Genomic DNA, 22,979 nt, shown 5'->3' on the forward strand with positions numbered 1-22,979 from the left:
GAGCGGGTGAGCGGAGTCGAACCGCCTTCTCAATCTTGGCAAGATTGCATAATAACCGTTATACTACACCCGCTTAAATTCTTGTTGATATAATTTTATCCAAGTAAAAATTTTTTCTTTCAACTCTCTACTTGCGACATAAATTATACAAATACCATTAGTGAGTCGCCGTGTTGGATGTTTGCCTTGAATAAAGCTCGTTTTTATAAATTGAGCCTGCGGAATGCCAGAGATTTTACTCCAAAAATTTTTACAGATTTCATCGTTTAAATCTGGATAAAGAATAATGTGGATTCTTATTTTTTCTTTCGATATTTGACAGATTTTTTGAAGAAAACTAGAAAAAATTTTAATCATTTCTGGGTCAGTATTTGATAGCCTGATCATACAATTTTCTATTTTACTATCTCCTTCGCCCCAATATAGCATTAGTCCAGCAAGAAACAGGGGGTTGCTTTTTAATTGCGGAAATTCTTTCTCAGCTTGTTGACGACACTGTTTATACCATGTCTCTAATTTTTTCTTTCTCGCTTTATTCATTATTCGGATTTTTTTCCCAATCAATGCTCTATTTTTTTCTATGAGTCCTTGTTTGATTTGTTCTGACCACGGATTATTCTTAAGCCAACCAGATAAGGTGCTTTTAGGAATCCCCAATTCTTTACTAATCGCATTGTAACTTTTACCCCTTTTTCTGAGTTGTAAAACCAAATGTTTATCGTTGCGCATATAATTGAACTATTGTCTCTATTGTTTTTATTATACCATAATAGTTCAATTATTAAAGAGTAAATTACATGTAATCTTATGCCGCGGGCCAGACTTGCACTGGCTACCTCATCTTTTTCAGAGATGCGCTCTACTACATGAGCTACCGCGGCAAGTACCATATTTAATTATAAAATATAAACTGTGGACGGTATAGGATTTGAACCTATAGCCCCCGCGATGTAAACGCGATGCTCTGCCGTTGAGCTACGCGCCCATTTGGTGCGCGGGAGAGGACTTGAACCTCCACGTCCATAAGGACACTAGCACCTCAAGCTAGCCTGGCTACCATTACAGCACCCGCGCTCAAATTATCTTTCTGTTTTTTCCTTTTCTGGTTTTTCTTCAACCGCGTCTTTGATAAACTCCCCTTTTTTTAATTTTGCCCTTTTCCCTTTGGCTTTTCTCAAATAATAAAGTTTTGCCCTTCTAACTTTTCCCCTTTTTAAAATTTCTATTTTTTCAATTAGCGGTGAATGAAGGGGGAAAATTTTTTCGCAACCAATTCCTGAAATTACTTTTCTGACCGTAATTGTTGCTCCAATTTCTTTTCCGTGTTTTCTGGCTAAAACCATTCCCTCAAAAACCTGAACTTTTTCTTTTCTCTCAACCGACAAATCTTTTTTCTTGCCTGCCACAGCTTTAACAAAAACAGGAATTTTTTGGTAAACTTTAACCGTATCACCCGGTCGAATATCGGCTAAATTAATTTTTGATTGCAATTTGATAAATGTTTCCAATTTGGTCTTCATATATTTATTTTCAGTTTTTTAAATTTAAATTTTTTAATATTTTTTGTAAATCTTCCGGCAATTCCGATTTAAATTCTTTTTCTTGATTGTTCGGCAATTTAATTTTCAAATAACAGGCGTGTAAAAATTGCCTTTTTAGTCCTTGTGGCCGGAGTTGATTTTTGAAACTATATAAATTATCTCCGGCAATCGGATGGCCGAGATAAGAAAAATGAGTTCTGATTTGATGCTTTCGGCCGGTTTTGGGCTCAACCTCAATTAAATCGTAATCTTTAAACCTTTGCAATGTTTGATATTTGGTAATAGCAATTCTTTTGCCTTGAGAGCCGGGTTCGTGAGGCAGATATATTTTTTGTTTTTTTCTATTGCCGGCTGACCGGCCGATTAAAGATTCGGTTGCCCCCTTCTTATTTTTAAGATTGCCGATTACTAAAGCCAGATATTTTTTTTCTACTTTTCTTTCCTGAAACTGTTTTTGCAAAAATTCCAAAGTTTTATCATTTTTGGCTACTAAAAGAATTCCCGAAGTTTCTTTATCCAAACGGTGAACTCTCTTTTCAAAAACGTCAGAATTTATTCCGGCCGGCTTGTCTATTACCAATAAATCATCATCTTCATAAATAACTTTTAACCCTTCATTTGGCATTTTAAATTTCTTTTGTGGGCACTGAGGGATTTGAACCCACGACCTCTTCGATGTCAACGAAGCGCTCACTCCAGGCTGAGCTAAGTGCCCAGATTATGGTGCGCGTGGAAGGAATCGGACCCTCTACTTCCTCTTTATAAGAGAGGCGTTCTACCAATGAACTACACGCGCTTAATTTTTACTCCGACTGATTTCCTCCTTTTTGACAGCGGTTTGACTATTTCTGATTTTTTAATACCTATTAATTTTTCAAATTCTTCTTTTTCAATTGTCTCTTTTTCAATTAAAATTCGGGCAATTTTTTCTAACAAATTTCTTTTTTTAGTTAAAATTTCGGTTGCTTTTTTCCGACCATCGTTAATAAATTTTTCAACCTCATTATCTATTTGGGTGGCTACTTTTTCCGAGTAATTTCTTTGTTCGGAAAGTTCGCGGCCCAAAAAAACCAATTCTTCTCTCTCTCCAAAAGAAATAGGTCCTAAGGAAGACATACCGTATTCTTTAACTAATTTCCGAGCCAATTTTGAAGCTATCTCCAAATCATTAGCCGCGCCAGTAGTAATTTCATCAAATTTTATTTTTTCGGCGCAATAACCACCCAACAAGGTGGCTATTTCAACTAAAAATTCGGTTTTGGTTTTAATTTTCTTTTCGTTGGTTGGCATTTTTAAAACATAGCCGGCCGCCATTCCCCGGGCAACAATGGAAATTTTTCTTATTTGTTCGGTTTCTGGCAAGGACGAGGCGACTAAGGCATGGCCGGCTTCATGGAAAGCGGCAATTTCCTTTTCTTTTTTTGATAAAATATGAGATTTTCTTTCCGGTCCCAACAAAACCTTTTCAATTGATTCTAAAAATTCTTCCTGAAAAACCTGATGTTTATTTCTTCTGGCAGCCATAATTGCCGCTTCATTAACCACATTAGCCAAATCAGCTCCGGAAAAACCCGGCGTTCTTTCAGCCACTTCTCTTAAATTGACATTCAAAGCCAGGGGTTTTCCCCGACAATGAATCTTCAAAATCTCCTCTCGGTCATTGATATCGGGCAGGTCTAAAATAATTCTTCTATCAAATCTTCCGGGCCTCAAAAGAGCCGGATCAAGATAGTGAGGTGCATTGGTCGCGCCCATAACAATCAACCCTTCTTCCCTACCAATTCCATCCATTTCAGCTAAAATTTGATTTAAAGTTTGCTCCCTCTCTTCGTGGCCGCCGGTAATACCGGTACCCCTGACTTTTCCAATACTGTCAATTTCATCAATAAAGATTATTGCTTTGCCTGTTTTTCTTGCTTGGTCAAATAAATTTCTGACGCGGCTATTGTGTAAAAGAATCGGTTTTTCTCCTCCAAAAAACGCTTCGTTATCGCAACCGCAAAGGTCATAGACATAGTCGTTGTAAGATTTCTTAATGATTTTAGTAATAATGGGTTTCTTCCATTGATAAGGGAATTTACTTTTTTCTCTGAAGGGATGCGATGTTTTACCAATTATCAATCTCCACGCTTTAGTTTCTGGTAAAGGATTTTTATGAATTATTCTGCCGGCCGAAGAAAATGTTTGACCAACACCAACTTGGAGGCCATGCATGCTGCAAATCCAGGCGAGTTCCCGGATAAGTTGTTGGCTAACCGAAGTAATAACAATCTTGCCATCTTTTGTCGTATAACCATCACCCTTATTGTATCCATCCAAAAAGGATAGGAAGTGCTCTCTGGGTAATTCCCAAATAAAAGAAGGTAAATGTTTAAGGTGACTACCATTACCGCAGTGTTTCTGGAAAAAATCTGCGACAATCGGCGAACTAAGCGTAATTCGTAAAGAATTAGTTTCCGGGATTTCCTTAATAGTTGGCTCAAGGCAGAAAATTTCTTTTAATAATTGGACGCAATCATTATGAAGTTCTTTTTCGTGAAGACCGAAAACAAACTGAGTATAATATTCTGTGATTCGGCCTTCAGCCGTGTAGTAACCAAAAAGTCTCATTAATTTTGGTGTTACTTTAATTCTCGAAAGAGTATTGTTGCTGAAAACATTAGCGCTGAAAAATCGCGGCTGGTGGTAACCAAGCTGCCAATTCTTAACCGTTACTTGAGAGACACCGATTTCTTTTCCGATAACCGCCCGACTCAAGACAGATTGATGCTCTAAGGCGAAATTATACTTCCATTGTTCTTCAGCTAATCGGTTGTCAAAAAGATCGAGTTCTAAATTAACCGCCTCGGGAAATTGGTGGGCTCGAATTTTATGAGTAGTTCCTAGGCCGGGAATAAATTCACTTCTTACTTTGAATGGAAGATTAACTAAAATGTCGCCGGGCTTTAATTCACTCGCCTTTTTAACCGCAATCATATTGCCGCTTCTGACGAAAATACTGTGGTCGCCAGTTGTTTTGATTAAGCCGCCGCGATAATAAATTCCGTAAATTTCATTAACTTTATGACGAAGGACAGATTGAATATTCGTCCATCTACTGCCGCCGAAAAATTTTTTCTTATCTGACTTAGCGCCGTAAAATTTTGTGGCCAATGGTTGAAATCCCAAGCTTTGGACATTATTGACAGGCCTAATAAACCCAGACTCGCTTTCTTTATAGTATTGGTCAACGAATTCTTTAATGGGTAAAAGATTTATTCCTTCGGAAGTTTTAATGAGAATTGGTGTATCGCCGCTCACTGAGGCGCCCACCCCAACAAACAATTCAATGAATTCCGAACCGGAAATTGAGAAAAAGGGAACATTGCTTTCTGATGCTATTGCTTTTGCCAACATTGTTTTTCCGGTTCCCGGGGCTCCAACCAACATAACACCTCTGGGAATTTTGGCTCCCATTTGTAAATATTTTTTGGGGGTTTTCAAGAAATCAACCACTTCCATTAATTCCTCTTTCGCTTCTTTTAAGCCGGCCACATCCTTAAAAGTGATTTTTTCTCTTGGCTGGCCTCCGGCGCCGAACAATCTTGCCCTGGCTTTGGTAAAATCAAAGGCCTGCATTGCCCCGCCCTTAGCCTGCCGCAAAATAAACCAAAAAAACAGAATCAGAAGCAAAAGGGGTAAAAAAGCAAATAAAACCGGGGCCAGCCAAACCCAAGTTCCTCCAACTTCTTTTATTTCAACTTCCAATTCTCTTAATTTTTCCTTCTCTAAACCATAATTGATTAAGGTTTGAGAAAAAGCAATTTCTGTTTCTTTTCTTGATTTAGCTTGGGTCTCGTCCTTGTAAATAATCTGAATTTCGTTGCCGATGACCGAAATTCTTTTGACTTTTCCCTGATTAATTTCTTCAACCAATTGACCGAGAGTCACCCTTTTTTCTTTTTCAGGGGGCTGAAAGAAAAAATTAAAAATAAAAGAGACCAGCAAAAAAATCAGCAAAATTAAGAGAAAATTTTTAATTAAATTTTTCATTTGAACCTTGAATTAATTTTAAGATTATTCGGTGTTCGGCTGGTTTAATCAATAAAATTTCAAATTGATATTTTTCACCTATTTTTAATTGCTCGTTCATTTTGTTTTGATTGGCGAATTCTGAAATATGACACAATCCTTGAATTTCCGGACTGATTTGGATAAAAGCGCCAAAGGGATTGATTTTAACCGCCTTACCCTCAATCAAACTTCCTTTTTCATATTTTTTCTCAATGTCCTGCCAAGGATTTTTTTTAAAAACCTTTAAAGAAAGAAATATTTTATTGTTGGAAATTTCAATAATTTTTGCCCGAACCTTCTCGCCCACCTTTACTATTTCTGAAGGATCTTCAATCAACTTCCAGTCCAATTCAGAAATATGGATTAATCCCTCAAGCGTCAAGAAATCAATTTTTTTTCTTTCCTCCTGACCATCGCTCGGAGGAATGGGGTTATCTTCCAATAAAACTTTTTTGTCTAAGGGAAATTTTAAAAAAGCGCCGAATTCAACAATTCCGGTAATTTCTCCCTCTACCACGTCGCCAACTTTATAGTTTTTTAAGAATTCTTTTACTTTTTGAGCATCTTTTAATTTTTCAGATAAAATCAGTTTTCTTTCTTTTTGGTCAAGGTCAAAAATTTTGACTTCCAGTTCCTTACCGATAAATTTTTGGAGCTCTCTCAAAATTTTTGCTTTTTCGCCATCTTCAACCCGAGGATAATGTTCGGATTTTAACTGAGAAACCGGTAGAAAGGCCATAATTCCCGACAGGTCGGCCAGGAGACCGCCCTTGTTCGCCCCGGAAATTTTAACCCTTAGTGTTTCCCCTTTTTCTTTTTTCTGTCTTAACTTTTCCCAATTAATTTCTTCACCAGCCTGACTTATTGACAGCTCAACAAAACCATCTTCGTTTTCCAGGTTTATTATCTTGGCAAAAATAGGGTCTCCGACTTTTAAATTTTTAAGAATGTCTTTGGCTTGATAAAATTCTTTTCCATAAATTATCCCTGTTTTTAAAACACCCAAATCAATAAAAACACTTGAGCGAACCTTAGCCACTATTTTTCCCTCTACAATTTCATCAATTTTCGGCACCTTTAATAAATTATTTTTTTTCAATAATTCTTTCACCCCGTTAGAAGTCTGTCTTTATATAGCTGACAGCTAATTTCAGACAGGCTTTTGTTTATTGGTTATACCCCGTTATTCCAGAGCAGAAAAAATTTAAGAAATTTTTTCTGCCAAGGACTTCTAACGGGGTTTCATATCATTTAATATGACACACTTTGTTGATTTTTTCAATAGAGATGATAAAATAATTAAAGAAGGAAAAGATATTATTCTTTTTTATTTTATATGAACATTATTTGGCGCGGTCAATTTTGTTTTCAAGTTTTAGTTAGCCGGGGCAAAAATAATCAAGTAAATATTATTATTGACCCTTTTGATGAAACAAGCGGTCTAAAAATCCCGAAATTGGAAGGAGATATTTTATTGGTTAGCCACAATAAAAATAAGAATCTCCAAGAAAAATTGAAAATGGCTTCAACCAACCCTTTTTTGATTTCCGGTCCTGGTGAATATGAAATTAAAGACGTTTTTGTCCGGGGAATTTATTTCGGAGAGAAGGAGGTTGAAAATACGGTTTATATTATTGAGGCCGAAGGTTTAAAATTGTGTCATTTGGGAAAATTGGTTCAAAAAAATTTAACCGAAGAACAAATTGAAAAAATCGGCCAGGTTGATATTCTGACCATTCCTATTGGCACAAGAGAAGGCGTTTCGGCCAAAGAAGCCCTAAAAATAATAACCCAGATTGAACCGAAAATTACCCTTCCTATGTATTACCTGCCTGACTTGCCTTCGGCCCGGCTGACTTCGCCTACCAGCGAACTGGCTGGCGGCCGAGCAACCCGAAAGCAGGCGGGTCAAATTCCCAAACTCGGTCCGTTGGCTAGCGGAAAATTAGATGGTTTAGATGAATTTTTTAAAATATTGGGAATAAAAAAACCGGAACCATTAAATAAATTATCAATTAAAAAAAAGGATGTTTCTTTAAATGAGGCAAAAATTGTTATTTTGAAACCCTCTTAAAAATTATTTTATAGACCATGCCGCCAAAAAATTTTCAAAAACCAAGCGCCCTGAACAAACAAATTCAGCCCAGGGAAATTACAGAAGAAATGAAAGAAAGTTATATTGACTATGCTATGTCAGTTATTGTTTCGCGAGCCCTGCCAGACGTTAGAGATGGACTAAAACCGGTTCATCGCCGGATTTTGTATACGATGGGCGAAATGGGGTTGATACATACTGCAAAATTCAGAAAATCAGCAACAGTCGTGGGTGAATGTTTTATAAAAGATACTTTAATTTTGACCAAAAAAGGACTGATACCAATTCAGGAAATTAGAATTGGAGACGAAGTTTACACTCAAAATGGATTGCAAAAAGTAATTCGGCTTTACGAAATGCCAGAAAAGCCATTACTGAAAGTTATATTGGAAAATGGAATTTCAAACATTGTTACTCTCTCCCAAAAGTTTAAAGTTTTGACTCCTGATTGGAAATTTGAGTGGAAAGAAGCCAAGGATTTAACTAAAAATGATTATCTTTTAATAAAAGCTGACTACCCAGAGATTAAAAATTTAGTAGAACTGAATAAAATTGAAGAAAATCAACCTCAATATTTAGATGAAAATATTGCCTATTTGTTAGGAATTCTAATTTCTGATGGTTCAGTTTCTAATGATTATGGAAGAAAAAAACTTCCTAGACTTAGTTTTGGGTTAGGCGAAGCAAAAGAAAAAGCAGCAGAAAAAATAGTTTCAATTTTTGGGAAAGAATTCAATTATACTCCTACCCTTGAAGAGGATGATTATCAATACAAAACTAAAAGCGGAAAGATTTTTAATAATAAGAGGTATCAGATTAGAATTAATAGGAAAGCTATTAATGAATTTTTCGTCTCTAATTTTGAACTAAAAGGATTTAAAGCTCCTACTAAAAAAATTCCTTCAAAAATTTTCCAATCACCTCCTAATGTTATTTTCTCTTTTATCTCTGGATTGATTGATGGAGACGGATGTGTAAAACCTGGGAAGTGTTGTATTCAATATGCTTCAAGTTCAGAAAAATTAATTGACGGTTTACTAATTATCCTTTTACATCAAGGAATATTTAGTTCTAAATATATTCTAAAACTTAAAGAAGGTGGCTACATTAATGGAAGAATAGTTAAAGGAAGATATCAACCCTATAGTTTAGAAGTAGGGGCAGAAAATGCTCTAAGATTAGCTAAATATTTAAATTTAGCTTCAAAGAAAAAGAGACTTAGAATTCAGGAAATTATTGAAAATGAAAAAGTTAGAAGAAATTGTGGATTTCAATACGATATTATTCCTTATGCTGGGAAAATGTTATTTGGAGAATTAAGAGAAAATCACTTAGGAGCTGGTTGGTATCAAGATATAAATGGAAATAAATTTAGAATGGGAATAAAGTATCCTAATGGAGGATGTAAAATTAGATATTCTACGGATCTTTGGGAAAAACCCCTCAGAAAAACTCAAGTCATCGACTGGGGAATAAAAGAGAAACTAAATAGAATCGGTTCAACTTTCTTTGAATTTTTAAATCACATTATTGAAAATAAAATTTACTTTTTGAAAGTAGCTTCAATTAAAAAAGTTGTTTCTCAAAAAACTTATGATTTTGAAGTAGAAAACGACCACGAATTTATAGCTAACGGAGTAGTTTCTCATAATTGTCTTGGAAAATATCATCCTCACGGAGATCAGGCAGTTTATGATGCTGCAATAAGAATGGCTCAAGATTTTTCTTTGAGATATCCTTTAATTCAAGGTCAAGGCAACGTGGGATCGATAGACGACCCATCAGAATTTGCCGCTATGCGTTACACGGAAATGAAGCTTTCCAAAATCGGCGAAGAAATACTCAAAGATATTGAAAAAAAGACGGTTGATTTCAGAGATAATTATGACGGGACGAGAAAAGAACCCACTGTTTTGCCCTCTCCTCTACCCAATCTTTTACTTAATGGTTCTTTGGGAATTGCCGTTGGCATGGCTACCAACATTCCGCCTCATAATTTAACCGAAGTTTGCGACGCTTTAATTTATTTAGTTGACCGGTCCAAAGCAGGAATTGACGATATTTTCAAAATTATCAAAGGACCTGATTTTCCGACCGGAGGAATGATTTTTAACCAAAAAGAAATTATTCAGGCCTATTCTCAAGGTCGGGGTCCGATTGTTATTAGGGGAAAAACAGAAATTATTGAATCAGAACAGGGTCGGCCCCAAATTATCATTCAGGAAATTCCTTATCAGGTTCAAAAATCAACATTGGTTGAGCAATTTGCCAATTTGGTTCAGGAAAAAAAAATTGAGGGCATAAAGGACATTCGGGATGAATCGGACAGAGAAGGAATGAGAATTGTAATTGATTTGCAAAAAGAAGCCATACCCCAAAAAACTTTAAACTATCTTTACAAATTCACCGAACTTCAAAAAACTTTTCACCTCAATATGGTTGCTTTGGTTGAAGGAATTCAACCCCGAACCTTGAACTTACTAGAACTTTTAAATTATTTTTTAGTTCACCGCCAGGCAGTTGTTGAACGAAGAACAAGGTTTGATTTGGAAAAAACAAAGGAAAGAGCTCATATTTTAGAAGGGCTAAACCTTTGTTTGGCCAGAATTGACGAGGTTATTCAAACCATAAAAAAATCGGAAAGCCGGGAAGGCGCTCAGAAAAATTTGATAAAAAGATTCAAGTTAACCCAGGTTCAAGCCAATGCTATTTTAGAGACAAAATTATCGGCCCTGGCCAGGTTAGAAAGAAAAAAGATTGAGGAGGAATTAAAAGAAATGCGAGATAGAATCAAAACATTGGCAGCCATTTTAAAGAGCCCCCAAAAAATAAAAGAAGTAATCAAAAAGGAGCTTAGCTCCTTAAAGGAAAATTTTGGAGATGAAAGAAGAACAAAAGTTTATATTCATAAAATAGATGAAATTGCGACAGAGGATTTTGTTCCCCGGGAAAAAACAATAATCACTTTGACAAAAACGGGCTATATTAAAAGAATCAGCCCTAAAATTTATAAATTACAAAAAAGAGGGGGGAAAGGAATTTTGGGGATGAAAACCCTTCAAGACGATATTGTAGAACATTTTATTTTGGCTAACACTCTTGACAATCTTCTTTTTTTCACTGATTCGGGAAAGGTTTTCAGAACTTTGGCTTATGAAGTTCCTGAAGCCCAAAGAGTGGCTAGAGGACGGGGCTTGCTTAATTTTTTGGAACTTTCCAACCAAGAAAGGGTCTTAAATATTTTACCCTTAGGTAAAGAGGATTTAAGGTCGGGCTCAAAATATTTGATTATGGTTACCAAGAACGGTATAATTAAAAAAACCGCTTTAAATGAATTTGAAATAGTTTTGGTTACTAAAAAAGGTCAGGCCATTCGCTTCAAAGAAAAAGGAATCAGGCAGATGGGCAGGGCGTCTTGCGGAATTAAAGGAATTAATTTAAAAAAAGGAGATGGGGTTATAGGAATGGAAATTATAAAAAACTTGCCCCGTATAAAGCCGAAGGCTCTTACGCCGGGTCAAAAAGAATGTTTATTAATAGTCACGGAAAATGGTTTTGGAAAACGGACTGAATTAAAAGAATACAGGTTGCAGAATCGTGGAGGGACGGGAATTAAAACAGCTAAAATTACGGAAAAAACCGGAGATTTGATAATTTCAAACATTTTAACCGGTCAGGAAGAAGACCTGATTGTTATTTCTCAAAAAGGCCAGGTAATTAGAACAAAAATTTCTTCTATCTCCAAATCAAGCAGAGCAACTCAAGGGGTGAAAATAATGAGGATGGAAGAGGGAGATAAAGTTGCTTCGGCAACCTGTATATGAACCCTTTTAAATTTTATGGAAGGTTTTCTTGACCCAAATCAGGTTTTAAAACAGTTAGAACTGCGAGAAGATATGGTGGCGGCTGATTTTGGTTCAGGTAGCGGCGGTTGGACAATTCCTTTGGCTAAAAAATTGACGGAAGGAAAAATTTATGCTTTAGATATCTTAGAAGAGCCATTATCAGCTTTAAAAAGCCGGGCTCAATTAGAAAAAGTTTTTAATATTGAAACAATCTTGGTAGATTTGGAAAAAAACTCCAAGATAAGGGACGATTCAATAGATTTGGTTCTCTCCATCAATCTTCTCTTTCAAATTGAAGACAAGAATGCTATTCTAAAAGAGATAAAAAGAGTTTTAAAAAAAGGAGGCAAGGCCTTAATTATTGATTGGTTAACCGAGACCGCTTTGGGTCCGGAAGAAGAAAGGGTCTCAGCTGAAAAAGTCAAAACATTAGCCAAAGAAATTGATTTGAAATTAGAGAAAGAATTTTTAGCTGGTAGCCATCACTGGGCCTTAATTTTGCTAAAATGAAAAAAATAACTCAAAAGTGGTTAGAATATGCCAAAGGTGATTTAGAAGGAGCCGCCATAAAATTGGAAAAAGAATTTGAAGCAGCTGTTTATCATTATGCTATAATCTTGGTAAAATAGTATAATATGAAAAAAACATTTTTTTTAATTTTATTTTTCACATTTTTATTAGCTTTATTATCAGGGACTGGGGTCTTTGCTGGTGATTTAAGAATTATAACTGATGGGCGGCTACCCGACGGGACTTTCGGAGTAGAATATAACCAACAACTACAAGCGCGGGGAGGTACCCTTCCTTACACATGGGGTTTAATGGACGGGAAGCTTCCGCCCGGCCTTATGATACATCCTACTTTTGGGAGAATTATAGGAACGCCAACAGAAGATGGAGTAGTAAAAACCCATACTTTTAGAGTGAGTGTCGTAGACGGTCGTGGTACTATTGCTAATAGTAGGCGTCTTTCTATTTTTATATCGATACCACAACTTATGATTACTAACCTCCCTCCCGATGGTAGGTTTCCAGAGAAAGGGTTTGTAGGAAAGAATTTTGAATTTACTTTTCAAGCCGAGGGCGGAATCCCTCCTTATACATGGAAAAATATCCCGGGGGAGGATGTTACGTGTTGGAATCCGTTTGCTAATATAGGGCTTCAACTTTCTGAAGATGGGAAACTTACGGGAATACTATCAAGAATAGCCAGCCCGCATTGTTCTAGAATAAAAGTTACTGGCAGAATCAAAGAGGATGCTCTTACAAACATTGCTAGGACAAATATCCGTATTGACGTTGAGCACATCCCTTTAATAATTACTACAAAAACTCTCCCTTCAGGAGAAGTTGGTAGAGAATATCGCGCAACGCTTTCAGCTGTTGGCGGCAGAGAGCTTCCCTATTCGTGGAGACTTGTCGGGGATCTTCCAGATGGTCTTAGTCTTACTACAGACGGAATAATTAGCGGGAGACCAACCAAAGAGGGGACTTTTGATTTTACTATAGTGTGTAGAGATGCTAGAAAAGAAGAGACCACTAAACCATTTTCAATTAAAATTAAACCCCCTGCCCCTGGGGATCCAGCTCCTGGGGATCCAGCCCTTGGGGATCCAGCCACTGGGGATCCAGCCCCTGGGGATCCAGCCCCTGGCATTCCCGGGCTAATTACTTTTCCAAACCCCTTAGGGGCAAGGACTTTTGAGGAGCTGATTAATGCTTTGGTCAATTTTGTTTTCTGGGTAACTATTGTTTTAGCGCCCTTAATGATAATTATCAGCGGTTTTTATTTTGTGACCGCTCTTGGAGATCCGAAAAAAATTGAAACAGGTAAAAATATTATTGTCTGGACCGTCGTAGCCGTAATAGTTGTTCTTTTAGCCAGAGGGTTGATAGCGCTTTTAAGGGGGATTTTAGGCGCCCCTTAATAAAATTTAAAAACAAAAGGTCGAACCCCAACATTAATTATGACTTTGAAGAATTAGTTTAAGTTTTGAGCCCTAATTAATGTTAGAAGAAAATTAATAAAAAATTAATCCACCCTGTTAAATAGTCGCGTCAGCGAATTTAACAGGGCAAGAAAATGAAAAAAATTTTACCGATTTTAATAGGAACCCTTTTAGCCCTGCCTTTATTGGTTGGACCCACGGTTGTACTGTCAGGCACACCACCCGAAGCAGCTCCGATGGTTGAAATTATGCCTGCCCTAACCAGAATTACTAATTGGGTTTTCGCTATTTTAATGATTGTTGCCGTGATAATGATAATTGTCGGCGGTTTTCACTTTGTTACTGCGGCTGGAGATGAAACAATGATTAAAAGAGGCAAAACCATGCTTACTTATGCTATTGCCGGAATAATAGTGGCTTTACTTGCCAGAGGATTGGTAGCTTTTATCAGAATGATAGTAGGAGCACCAGCAGCACCACCATTACCATAATGATAATAGAAACAAGATAGTAAGGGCAAAAGGACAATAGAAAATTAAATTAATTTACCAACCTTCCTTTTTAAATTAAAAAATTAATAAAAGGAAGGTTGGCTTTTAATAAAAAAACAGGCAGTTGCGCAGAATTGGCATATTTACCCTGTATTAATTTTGCCGAGGTGGTGAAACCGGAAAACACGTAGGATTTAGGATCCTATGGCGAAAGCCTTGTGGGTTCAAATCCCACCCTCGGCATAGGCAAAATTTTGCGGGGCGCTTATGGCTTAGGACTGTCTGGGTTTAAATCTCTCTCTTGCCAATTTTTAATTTTGAAAATTCATTTTTAATTTTGAAAAAATTTTCTGTTTAATCATATCGGAAACTAAAAATTCCCCGCATAATAAGCAACTATGTTTCAAAAACTAAGAAAAATAAAGGGGGAGATTAAGTTTAAAATAAAAGAACTAAGGGCTCGGCCGGCAGAAATTTGTTTCAAAATTATTTTAATTGGCATTCTCTTAATTTTATGTACCCCCCTTGTTGTTGATGGAAAATATTTCTATCCCCATCTTGTTCCTAAGACCCTTTATTTTATAGGATTGACTCAGATAATTTTTATTACTTGGTTAATTTTAAACATTTTTTCTAAAGATTTTCGGCCCCGATTGAATTCCCTTTTTTTATTTATAATTTTATTTATCGGCGCCTTGATTTTGGGTTCAATTTTCGGAGTAGATTTTTGGCGAAGTTTTTGGGGAGAGCATCAAAGAATGGACGGTCTTTTTGTTTATTTCCATTTGTTCCTTTTCTTTGTTGTTATTTCTTCTTTTTTAAAAAAAGAACAGGACTGGCTGGTGATTTTTGGAATTTCGGTTTCGGTTGCTGTTTTAATAAGCTTGCTTAGTCTACTTGCTTTGGTTGATGTCAATTTACCTTCCATATTACTTCCTCCTCATGGGGGGGTAACCCTTGGTAATAGTTCTTTTTTGGGAACTTATTTACTTTTTAATATTTTTTTAGTTTTTTATTTATTTTTAAATTCTCAAAAAGCGTTTTCTTTAACCTCCCGAGCGCCAGCGAAAGGGGGAGAAGAAAGTTTGCTTTCTTCGACCTCCCGAGCGCCAGCGAAAGGGGGAGAAGAAAGTTTGCTTTCTTCGACCAAAGATTTAAAAATTTATTCAGTAATATCTTTTCTTATAATTTTTTCGGCTTTATTATTAAGTGGAGCCAGGGCAGCGATTATTTCTTTTTTTGGAGGAGTAATTTTACTTTTTTTATTTTGGTTAATTTTTTGTCAAAAAGGGAATCTAAAAATAATTGGCATTTCTTTTTTAATAATTTTTTTTATTTTAATTTCCTCTTTAATTTATTTAGCTTTTCAGCCCGGAACTTTTGTTTTTGAGACAATAACCAGAATGGCCAGTCGGTCAAGATTTCTTACCTGGCAGATATCCTGGCAGGGATTTCTTGAACGCCCTTGGTTCGGTTGGGGATTAGAAAATGTTGAAATAATGTATAATCAAAATTTTTCTGCCAAGTCCTTTCTTCCGGAATACGGCGGAGAAATTTTACATGATGAGACCCTTAATATTATTTTTGATACTTTAATTGCCGGCGGAATTTTTGGATTGATTTTTTATCTTGTCATTTTGGGAACCGTTTTTTATCTACTTTGGAAAAAATTTTCTCAAAAGGAAATTGATTTTTCAATTTTTGGAGTATTTTCGGCACTTTTGATTTCTCATTTTGCTCTAAGTCTAACCCTTTCTAATATGATTAGCGATTCTTTAATGTTTTTTTTAGTTTTGGGGTTTATTGGCAGTTTGGCCCGGAACGATTTTCAGAAAAAAGAATATTTTATTCCTCTGCCCAATAAAGCTATTTTTTCAGCCAAGATAATATTTTTGATTGTTATTTTATTAGTTCTTTTTTGTTTTTCTTTTTTAAAATTTGTAATTCAGCCCTTTAGAGCCAGTTTTTTAGTAATTCAAGCAATTAATAATCCGGTTCCTCAAGAAAGGATTATTTTATACCAGAGGGCGCTGGAGACCTCTCCTCTTGGAAAGCACTTAAAAAGAGATTTTTTTGCTCGGACCAGTATGAGTTTTATCAAAGAGGGAATAGACGGAGGGGCCTCAAAAGAGGATTTAAAATTAGAGCTTAATTTTATCAGCCAGGAATTAAGAAAAAGCATTAAAGAATCCCCTTTTGATTTTAATTTTTATCTTAGATTGGGCCAGGTTTATAATCTTTATGGTCTAATTGATCCGTCTAAATCTTATCAAGCAGAAAATATTCTCAAAAAAGGACTCCAAATTAGTCCGAATCATCAACAGGCCTATTGGGAATTAGCCGATGCTTATTTTTTTCAAAAACAATTTGATAAAAGCTTGTTTTTATTGGAAAAAGCTATTAAACTTGAATCAAAAGTATTTGTTTCCCACCTCAGGGCGATTAGATTTGCCCAAAAAATAGGAGATTATGAGTTAGCTGAGAAAAAAATTCAAGAGGCAATTAAAATCAATCATATTTGGGAACAAGAACTTAGAAATAATATGGAATAGGGGCACATTTTTCGCAGAGTTTAAAAAATCTAAAATCAAAAAATCGCCCTCCCGAGCGCCAGCGAAAGGGGGAGATTTTTTTATTAAAAAGATTCTTTAAGATTTTAATTTTTTATAATAATTTTTTTGCTTTTTTCTTTTTTGACTTTCGGTATTCTGACTATTAAAACCCCCTCTTTCATTTCAGCTATAATCCGACTGGGGTCGGTTTCTTTCGGTAAAATAACTTGACGAGAAAACAGCCCCCAATAACATTCTTGATAAAAATAATCTTTCTGACCGATTTCGTCCGGTTTTTGACGATTGCCCCTTATTGATAAAACATCATTTTCAACAAAGATATCTAAATTTTCCGGCCTGATTCCAGCAATTGGTGATTGAACAACAATTTCTTCTTCTGTTTGATAAACATCAATTGCCAATTCACCCTCTGGTTCAAACCAATCCTCTTTTTTAACTTCAATTTCGGCCGAAGAAGAAAGTTTACTTTCTTTGACCTCCCGAGCCGCCGCCAGAGGCGGCGAAGAAGATTTGTCTTCCTTGAGCCCTTCTTCTTTTTTTTGTTCCGGCTCTTTAACAGAAATTTTAATCCCCATTCCTTTTTTAAGTTTTTCTAAAAAATCGGTCATAGGCAAATACTTTTTAATTTTTTAATTTTTTTAAAAGCAGAAAGAATAAATATTGCCAATCCGGTCAAAATAATAAAGATAATTAAAATAGAATTTATTCCGCCAATTTTCATTATAGAAAAATTATAAAAACCGTGCAAGAAAGTAGCCAGAATTAATCCCCAAAAAATAAGTTTTTTTCTTTTTTTTGTTTCATAAACTGCCAGGGCTAAAAAATAGCCAACCAGGCCGGAACAAAGAGCATGTAAAAAAGTGGCTGAAATAAAACGGATGAAAACAATGCCAATGGTTTCAAAAATTAAAAAGGGTTTGCCCCAAGGTAAAATTAAAATTAAAATATTTTCCAAAGCGGCAAAACCCAGAGCGGAAATTATCATATAAAGCATTAGGTCAACTGGCTCATCCAATTCGGAACTAAAAAGAACATATTTTCTTACGACTAAATATTTTAAAAATTCTTCCATTCCGGCCCAAAAGAAAATAAAAATAAGATAAAAAAAGAGCCGCGATTCTGTTAAACCGATAATGGTTCCCCAAAAACCGAAAAAAGTTAGAAAGGAAGCAATCAATAAAATCGGCAAAACGGAAAGCATGCCCAAAAAGAAAATTTTCAAAATCATCCGGTTTGATTCCGGCTTAACGTCTTTTCTTAAAAAATAAAAAAGCCAGACAACGCTTGGTAAAATTCCAAAAAAAACATAAAACCAATGGCTCATAGCCAATTTTCAATCATTAAACACTTCTTTTTGTTCTTTACCCTGTTAAATAATTTCGCTTTTGGCGAAATTCCCCCTTCGGGGGATTTAACAGGGTGAATCGGTAATTTCTGATAAATCTCTTCAGTAATAAAAGGCATAAAGGGATGTAAAAGTTTTAAATTGGTTTTCAGAATTTCCAAAAGCAGGTATTGGCTAGCCCCCTTTTCTTTTTTATTGGAGCCCTGAAGCCGAGACTTTTCTTTCTCAATAATTTTATCGCAGAAGGTATGCCAGAAATAATGGTAAATTTTTTCTGCTGCTTGGTGAAACTTGAAAGAATCCATCAGTTCGCTAATTTCTTTTGAAAAACCGTTTAATTCCCTTAAAATTTTCTTATCTTTTTTGGATAATTTTGGCTTAATTTTGGGGTCAAAACCTTTTAGATTGGTCAAGACAAACCGGCTGGCATTCCAGATTTTATTGGCAAAATTACGATAACCCTTAATTTTTTCTTCGTAAATTATGGAGTCTGAGCCGGGTTTATTGCCTGTTACCAGAGCCATTCTTAAGGCATCGGCTCCGTAAATATCAATTACTCCCAAAGGATCAATAACATTTCCCTTGGATTTTGACATTTTTTGGCGGTCTTTGTCGCGGACCAAACCATGAAGATAAACATGGCGAAAAGGAACTTTTTTTGTAACATAAAGTCCGAACATTATCATTCTGGCTACCCAGAAAAAGAGAATATCCCAGCCGGTTTCCATCACATCAGTAGGATAATATTTTTTAAAATCTCCGGGTTTCGTTGTCATTAAAGTGGCAAAGGGCCATTGACCAGAAGAAAACCAGGTATCAAAAACCTCACCCTTAGTATTTTTTTTATCGGGAATTTTAATTCCCCAGACAATCTGTCTTGAAATGTTCCAATCTCTTAAATTTTTCATCCAATGAAAAAATATTTTTTCAAAACGTTTAGGAATAAATTTAATTTTTCCATTTTTTACCGCTTTGACAGCCATATCTCTTAAAGAAAGGGGGCCGGATTTTGGTTTATAACAGACCGCTAGATTGTGTTTGTAATTATAATCAATTTTTTCCAACAATCCTTTCTGTTTCAAATCAACAACTATCTTTTCTCTGGCTTCTTTGACTTTCAAGCCGACGTATGGCCCGGTTTTTTCATTAAGTCGGCCATAAAAATCAATTATTTGGCGGATTTCTAAATTATGTCTTTGACCAATTTCGAAATCAATTGGATCGTGGGCCGGGGTTACTTTTACGACGCCTGTCCCGAAATCGGAATCTACCGATTCGTCGGCAATTACCTTTATTTTAAAAAGACCCAGCAGCCCTTTAACTTCTATTGTTTTCCCGACGTATTGTTGATATCTTTTATCTTTAGGGTTAACGGCTAAGGCGGTGTCGCCAAATTTTGTTTCCGGCCTAACTGTCGCTAAAACAAAAGGACCGTATTTTATATAATAAAGAGGATTTTGGCGCTCTTCATATTTTATTTCCAGCTCTGAAAGAGAAGTTTGATGTTTTGTACACCAATTGACAATTCTTTTTCCTTGATAGATTAGTCCGTCTTTTTTCAATTTTTGGAAGGTCTGATAAACAATTTTGATAATATCTTTATCCAAAGTGAATTTTTCCCTTGACCAGTCGCAGGAAGCCCCCAATTTTCTTAGTTGCTCTTCCATTATTTTTTTATTTTTCAAAGTAAATTGAAGAATTTCTTGATATAATTTTTCTTTGGGCGCTTCAAATCTTGAACGGCCTTCTTTTTCCAGTTTTTTATCAAAGACCACTTGGGTTTCAAAGCCGGCATGGTCAGCTCCCGGCAGCCAGAGAGTTTTGAAGCCCTGCATTCTTTTATATCTTGTCATTATGTCTTGGAGAGTGACAAAAACCGCATGGCCAATGTGTAGAGAACCATTGGCATTGGGCGGGGGCATAATAATAGTGAAAGTTTTCTTTCTCTTTCCCGGCAGTTTATCCGGATTAAAAAAACCTGACTTTTGCCAGAGATTATAAATTTTTTCTTCCACTTCTTTTGGGTTGTAAGTTTTTGGAATCTCTTTCTCCCGAGCGTCAGCGAGGGGAGCGAAGAGGACTTCGTCCTCTTCTTTACCTTCACTTTTGCTTCGCAAAAGCTCGGTGTTCGAAGAGAACTTTGTTCTCTTCTCACGCCTCACCTTCCTATCGTCAGGTTCAGCGCGAGAAGAAAATTTATTTTCTTTGACCATAATATTTTATTCTATTAATAAATTTGCTTTTTTCCAAATCCTAAGATAAAATCAAAAAGGAAAAACAATTAAGGCCCCATCGTCTAGTGGTTAGGACATTGGGTTTTCATCCCAAAAACCGGGATTCGACTTCCCGTGGGGTCACTATAAAATAAGAAATTATTAAATTATTCTAAATGGATTCTTCTTTGAAATTCCTCCAATTTTTCCCTTAATAAGGGATATTTTTTTAATTTTAAATCTTCTTCTAAAATTTCCTTGGCCGCCATTCTTGTTTTTTCAATTAATTCAATATTTTTCAAGGAAGCCATGACAAAATCAGGTATGCCCCATTGTCTTTGGCCAAATAGATCGCCGGGACCTCTTAATTTTAAGTCCTTTTCTGCTAATTCAAAGCCGTTTTGAGACCTTGCTATTGCTTTTAGCCGCGGATTGCTTGGAAATTCGGAAAGCAAAAAACAATATGATTGGTATTTACTCCTACCGACCCTTCCTCTAAACTGATGGAGTTGAGCTAATCCGAATTTATCAGCGCCTTCAATGAACATTATGGTGGCGTTCGGAAAATCAATTCCTACTTCTATAACCGAAGTTGAAACAAGAATGTCGGTTTTGCCGTTTTTAAAACTTTCAAGCGTTTTTTCTTTTTCTTCGGGTTTCATTTTTCCATGGAGCATTGCCACATTCAAATCAGGGAAAATATTTTTTGATAATTTTTCGTATTCCTCCTTTACTGCTTTTACATCAGCCCAGGAAAACTTCCGTTCATCTAAAATAATGGTTTGTTCTTTTAAATTTCCGCTTTGTGAAACTTGAGAAGGTTCAATTCTCGGCCGGACTTCACCTCTTTCCTGATAAAATCATAGGCCTCTTGTCTTTTTGAGGAAGGAATAATTTTAGTCATTATTTTTTTCCTTCCCTTAGGCATTTCTTTGAGTAAAGATAAGTCCAGGTCGCCGTATATTGTCAAAGCAAGGGTTCTGGGAATGGGGGTGGCTGACATTGAAAGGAGATGAGGTATAAATTTTTGTTTGCGGCATAATTTCGCTCTTTGTTCTATTCCAAAGCGATGCTGTTCATCAATAATGACTAACCCTGTTTTTTTGAATTCCACTTTTTCTTGAATTAAAGCATGGGTGCCGATTAAAATATGGCAGGCCCCTTGCTTTATTTTTTCTATAATTTCTTTTCTTTTAATTTTTTTCCCATCAAAAAAATTTTCTTTTCCGGTAATTAGACCAATTTTGATTTTAAATCCTTTTAAAAAATTAGTTATGGTTTTGTGATGTTGTTTGGCTAAAATTTCAGTTGGCGCCATAAAGGTAACTTGAAGTCCGGCCCTAACTGTGTTAAGGGCGGCCATTATAGCCACTACTGTTTTTCCCGAGCCGACATCGCCATTCAAGAGCCGATTCATTGGTTTTATTTTTTCCAAGTCCTTTAAAATTTGCCAAGCTGCTTTTTTCTGGTCAGGGGTCAGGGTGAAAGGCAGTTTGTCTACAAATTTTTTGACCAAACTAAGATTAATAGGAATAACAATTGCTTTTTCTTTGGCTAATTTTATTTTTTCAGAAAGAATGGCCAAAGATAAGTTAAAAAGTTCTTCAAAAACAAATCTTTTTTTTGCCAATTCAGCTTTTTCCAGGTTCTCGGGAAAGTGAATTTGCCAGATTGCTTCTTTAATCAATAAAAGTTTATTTTTTTTTAATACTTGAGCAGGCAGGGTTTCCGGAATTTCATTTTTTATTTTTATCAAAAGTGGTTTGATAATAAATCTTAGCCAGCGCGAGGACATTCCTTCGGTTTCAGGATAAATCGGCACCAGTCGCCCCATATGGGTTAAATCAATATCCGAATTTCGCCACGGCCCCAAATTTGAAGCTGGCCGACCCAACCCATTCAAGCCGGGATGAGGTTGGATTTCAATCTTCGGATTTATCTTCTCATAAGCCGGGTTTGATAAATATTTTTTTCCGGATTTCAAAACTATTTTGCCAGCCAAAAAGACAAAATCGCTTTTTTTTAAAGTATTTATCAAATAGGGCTGATTAAACCAGACAACTCGAATTTCTCCGGAACTATCGCTTATTTTTGCTTCGGTTATATACATTCTTTTTCTGAAGGTCTTGATATTTCTGATTTCAGTAATTTTTCCCCGGAGGCAAACAACTTTTCCAGGTTCTGCTTTTGAAATCGGTAAAATATCAGAAAAATCCTCATAACGATGAGGAAAATGGAAAATAAGGTCGCCAACGGTTTTAATTCCCAACCTTTTTAATTTTTTCTGGTATTGGGGTCCAATTCGGGGAATTTTCTCAATAAGGATGGAAAAATTCATAAATAATAGCGGCCGCTATATTAAAAACATTAGAACATAATAAACCCGGCCGCCCGCGCCGGGCTAAAAAACCAAAGATTTATTATTATAACAAAATTAAACTCCAAAAATATAATAAACCCCGAGCAAGGATAAAATAACTGCCTGGGCCAATGTGGCGTAAGTAACAAATTTTCCCGAAACCATTTTATTTCTGCTTTTAATTGCCTCGGCAACTTAGTTCCAAAAGTCCCAGTCCTTAAGCTTCTTTCTTTTCTTGGTCGTACTTTCGCCAGGCAGTAGAAACAGCAGGTTTAATCCTGTCAAGTTCCGAGAGAATCTTTTCTTTAATTTCTGAGGCAGTAATTTCCTCTTTTCCTTCAGTTGCCTGAATTACAGCAGCTGCTACCCGCTCGACTACCTCATTTTTCTTTTCTTCGGAGAGACCAGCTTCTTCAGCGGCCAAAGCAATTGCTTTTCTAACTTTTTCAATATCAAAGAGTTCTTTTGTCCCGTCTTTTTTTATAACTTCTTTAGCCATAATAAATACTTTATTT

The 22,979-nt window shown here is 35.9% G+C and carries 17 protein-coding genes and 7 tRNA genes; 8 read left to right on the forward strand and 16 right to left on the reverse strand.

Annotated features, from left to right (window positions below; translation table 11 throughout):
- Position 1: 1 nt before the first annotated feature.
- The 10 genes from KY055_01630 to KY055_01675 all read right to left on the reverse strand — a co-directional run bounded on the left by KY055_01630 (position 2) and on the right by KY055_01675 (position 6,705).
- Positions 2-73, reverse strand: a tRNA-Gly gene (locus KY055_01630).
- Positions 64-729, reverse strand: coding sequence for a hypothetical protein (locus KY055_01635; protein MBZ1345325.1), 666 nt, complete (start codon positions 727-729; stop codon positions 64-66). The genes KY055_01630 and KY055_01635 overlap by 10 nt, the downstream gene beginning before the upstream one ends.
- 79 nt (positions 730-808) lie before the next feature.
- A tRNA-Phe gene (locus KY055_01640) sits at positions 809-881 on the reverse strand.
- 107 nt (positions 882-988) lie between these two features.
- Positions 989-1,074: transfer RNA gene (locus KY055_01645), tRNA-Leu, on the reverse strand.
- A 5-nt stretch (positions 1,075-1,079) separates the two neighbouring features.
- Complete coding sequence (gene rplS / locus KY055_01650) at positions 1,080-1,520, reverse strand: 50S ribosomal protein L19 (GenBank protein MBZ1345326.1); 441 nt, start codon at positions 1,518-1,520, stop codon at positions 1,080-1,082.
- Between the two features lie 10 nt (positions 1,521-1,530).
- A complete protein-coding gene (locus tag KY055_01655) occupies positions 1,531-2,166 on the reverse strand; it encodes an RluA family pseudouridine synthase (GenBank protein ID MBZ1345327.1) in 636 nt (211 codons plus the stop codon).
- Between the two features lie 15 nt (positions 2,167-2,181).
- Positions 2,182-2,256 (reverse strand) — tRNA-Val (locus tag KY055_01660).
- A gap of 6 nt (positions 2,257-2,262) precedes the next feature.
- Positions 2,263-2,337 (reverse strand) — tRNA-Ile (locus tag KY055_01665).
- Positions 2,328-5,573 carry an ATP-dependent metallopeptidase FtsH/Yme1/Tma family protein gene (locus KY055_01670; protein MBZ1345328.1) on the reverse strand — a complete coding sequence of 1,082 codons (3,246 nt, stop codon included), beginning with the start codon at positions 5,571-5,573 and terminating at the stop codon, positions 2,328-2,330. The genes KY055_01665 and KY055_01670 overlap by 10 nt, the downstream gene beginning before the upstream one ends.
- Positions 5,557-6,705: a S1 RNA-binding domain-containing protein gene (locus KY055_01675; protein MBZ1345329.1), complete on the reverse strand. Its 1,149-nt coding sequence runs from the start codon at positions 6,703-6,705 to the stop codon at positions 5,557-5,559. Before KY055_01675 ends, KY055_01670 begins: the two co-directional genes overlap by 17 nt.
- A 225-nt stretch (positions 6,706-6,930) precedes the next feature.
- Between KY055_01675 and KY055_01680 the strand changes: the two genes are divergently transcribed.
- The 7 genes from KY055_01680 to KY055_01710 all read left to right on the forward strand — a co-directional run bounded on the left by KY055_01680 (position 6,931) and on the right by KY055_01710 (position 16,526).
- Positions 6,931-7,668 (forward strand): MBL fold metallo-hydrolase, encoded by a 738-nt coding sequence (locus KY055_01680; protein MBZ1345330.1) that lies wholly within the window; start codon positions 6,931-6,933, stop codon positions 7,666-7,668.
- A 17-nt stretch (positions 7,669-7,685) separates the two neighbouring features.
- The gene (locus tag KY055_01685) at positions 7,686-11,513 is read left to right on the forward strand and encodes a hypothetical protein (protein ID MBZ1345331.1); all 3,828 of its coding nucleotides are present in this window, start codon (positions 7,686-7,688) and stop codon (positions 11,511-11,513) included.
- Positions 11,514-11,528: 15 nt separating this feature from the next.
- Entirely contained in the window at positions 11,529-12,044 is a 516-nt protein-coding gene (locus KY055_01690; GenBank protein ID MBZ1345332.1) for a class I SAM-dependent methyltransferase, read from the forward strand.
- A 125-nt stretch (positions 12,045-12,169) separates the two neighbouring features.
- Positions 12,170-13,462 (forward strand): Ig domain-containing protein, encoded by a 1,293-nt coding sequence (locus KY055_01695; GenBank protein MBZ1345333.1) that lies wholly within the window; start codon positions 12,170-12,172, stop codon positions 13,460-13,462.
- 155 nt (positions 13,463-13,617) lie between these two features.
- The gene (locus KY055_01700; GenBank protein ID MBZ1345334.1) at positions 13,618-13,974 is read left to right on the forward strand and encodes a pilin; all 357 of its coding nucleotides are present in this window, start codon (positions 13,618-13,620) and stop codon (positions 13,972-13,974) included.
- 161 nt (positions 13,975-14,135) lie between these two features.
- Positions 14,136-14,217 (forward strand) — tRNA-Leu (locus KY055_01705).
- 155 nt (positions 14,218-14,372) lie between these two features.
- The gene (locus KY055_01710) at positions 14,373-16,526 is read left to right on the forward strand and encodes an O-antigen ligase family protein (protein ID MBZ1345335.1); all 2,154 of its coding nucleotides are present in this window, start codon (positions 14,373-14,375) and stop codon (positions 16,524-16,526) included.
- Between the two features lie 104 nt (positions 16,527-16,630).
- Here KY055_01710 and KY055_01715 read toward each other — a convergent pair whose 3' ends face one another.
- Genes KY055_01715 through KY055_01725 form a run of 3 tightly spaced genes read right to left on the reverse strand, consistent with a single transcriptional unit; the run spans position 16,631 to position 20,105 of the window.
- Entirely contained in the window at positions 16,631-17,155 is a 525-nt protein-coding gene (locus tag KY055_01715) for an Hsp20/alpha crystallin family protein (GenBank protein MBZ1345336.1), read from the reverse strand.
- The gene (locus KY055_01720) at positions 17,152-17,871 is read right to left on the reverse strand and encodes a PrsW family intramembrane metalloprotease (protein MBZ1345337.1); all 720 of its coding nucleotides are present in this window, start codon (positions 17,869-17,871) and stop codon (positions 17,152-17,154) included. Before KY055_01720 ends, KY055_01715 begins: the two co-directional genes overlap by 4 nt.
- Positions 17,868-20,105 carry a valine--tRNA ligase gene (locus KY055_01725; protein MBZ1345338.1) on the reverse strand — a complete coding sequence of 746 codons (2,238 nt, stop codon included), beginning with the start codon at positions 20,103-20,105 and terminating at the stop codon, positions 17,868-17,870. Before KY055_01725 ends, KY055_01720 begins: the two co-directional genes overlap by 4 nt.
- Before the next feature lie 72 nt (positions 20,106-20,177).
- Here KY055_01725 and KY055_01730 point away from each other — a divergent pair.
- Positions 20,178-20,249, forward strand: a tRNA-Glu gene (locus KY055_01730).
- A 23-nt stretch (positions 20,250-20,272) separates the two neighbouring features.
- Here the strand turns inward: KY055_01730 and KY055_01735 are convergent.
- The 3 genes from KY055_01735 to KY055_01745 form a co-directional block, all read right to left on the reverse strand.
- Complete coding sequence (locus KY055_01735) at positions 20,273-20,794, reverse strand: hypothetical protein (protein ID MBZ1345339.1); 522 nt, start codon at positions 20,792-20,794, stop codon at positions 20,273-20,275.
- Positions 20,795-20,895: 101 nt separating this feature from the next.
- Entirely contained in the window at positions 20,896-22,443 is a 1,548-nt protein-coding gene (locus tag KY055_01740) for a DEAD/DEAH box helicase (protein MBZ1345340.1), read from the reverse strand.
- 238 nt (positions 22,444-22,681) lie between these two features.
- Positions 22,682-22,979 (reverse strand): hypothetical protein (locus tag KY055_01745; protein ID MBZ1345341.1); only part of this gene is annotated, 298 nt, incomplete at its 5' end.

The sequence above is a fragment of the Candidatus Nealsonbacteria bacterium genome (assembly GCA_019923625.1).
Taxonomy (GTDB): Bacteria; Patescibacteriota; Minisyncoccia; order Minisyncoccales; family RBG-13-42-11; genus JAHXGN01.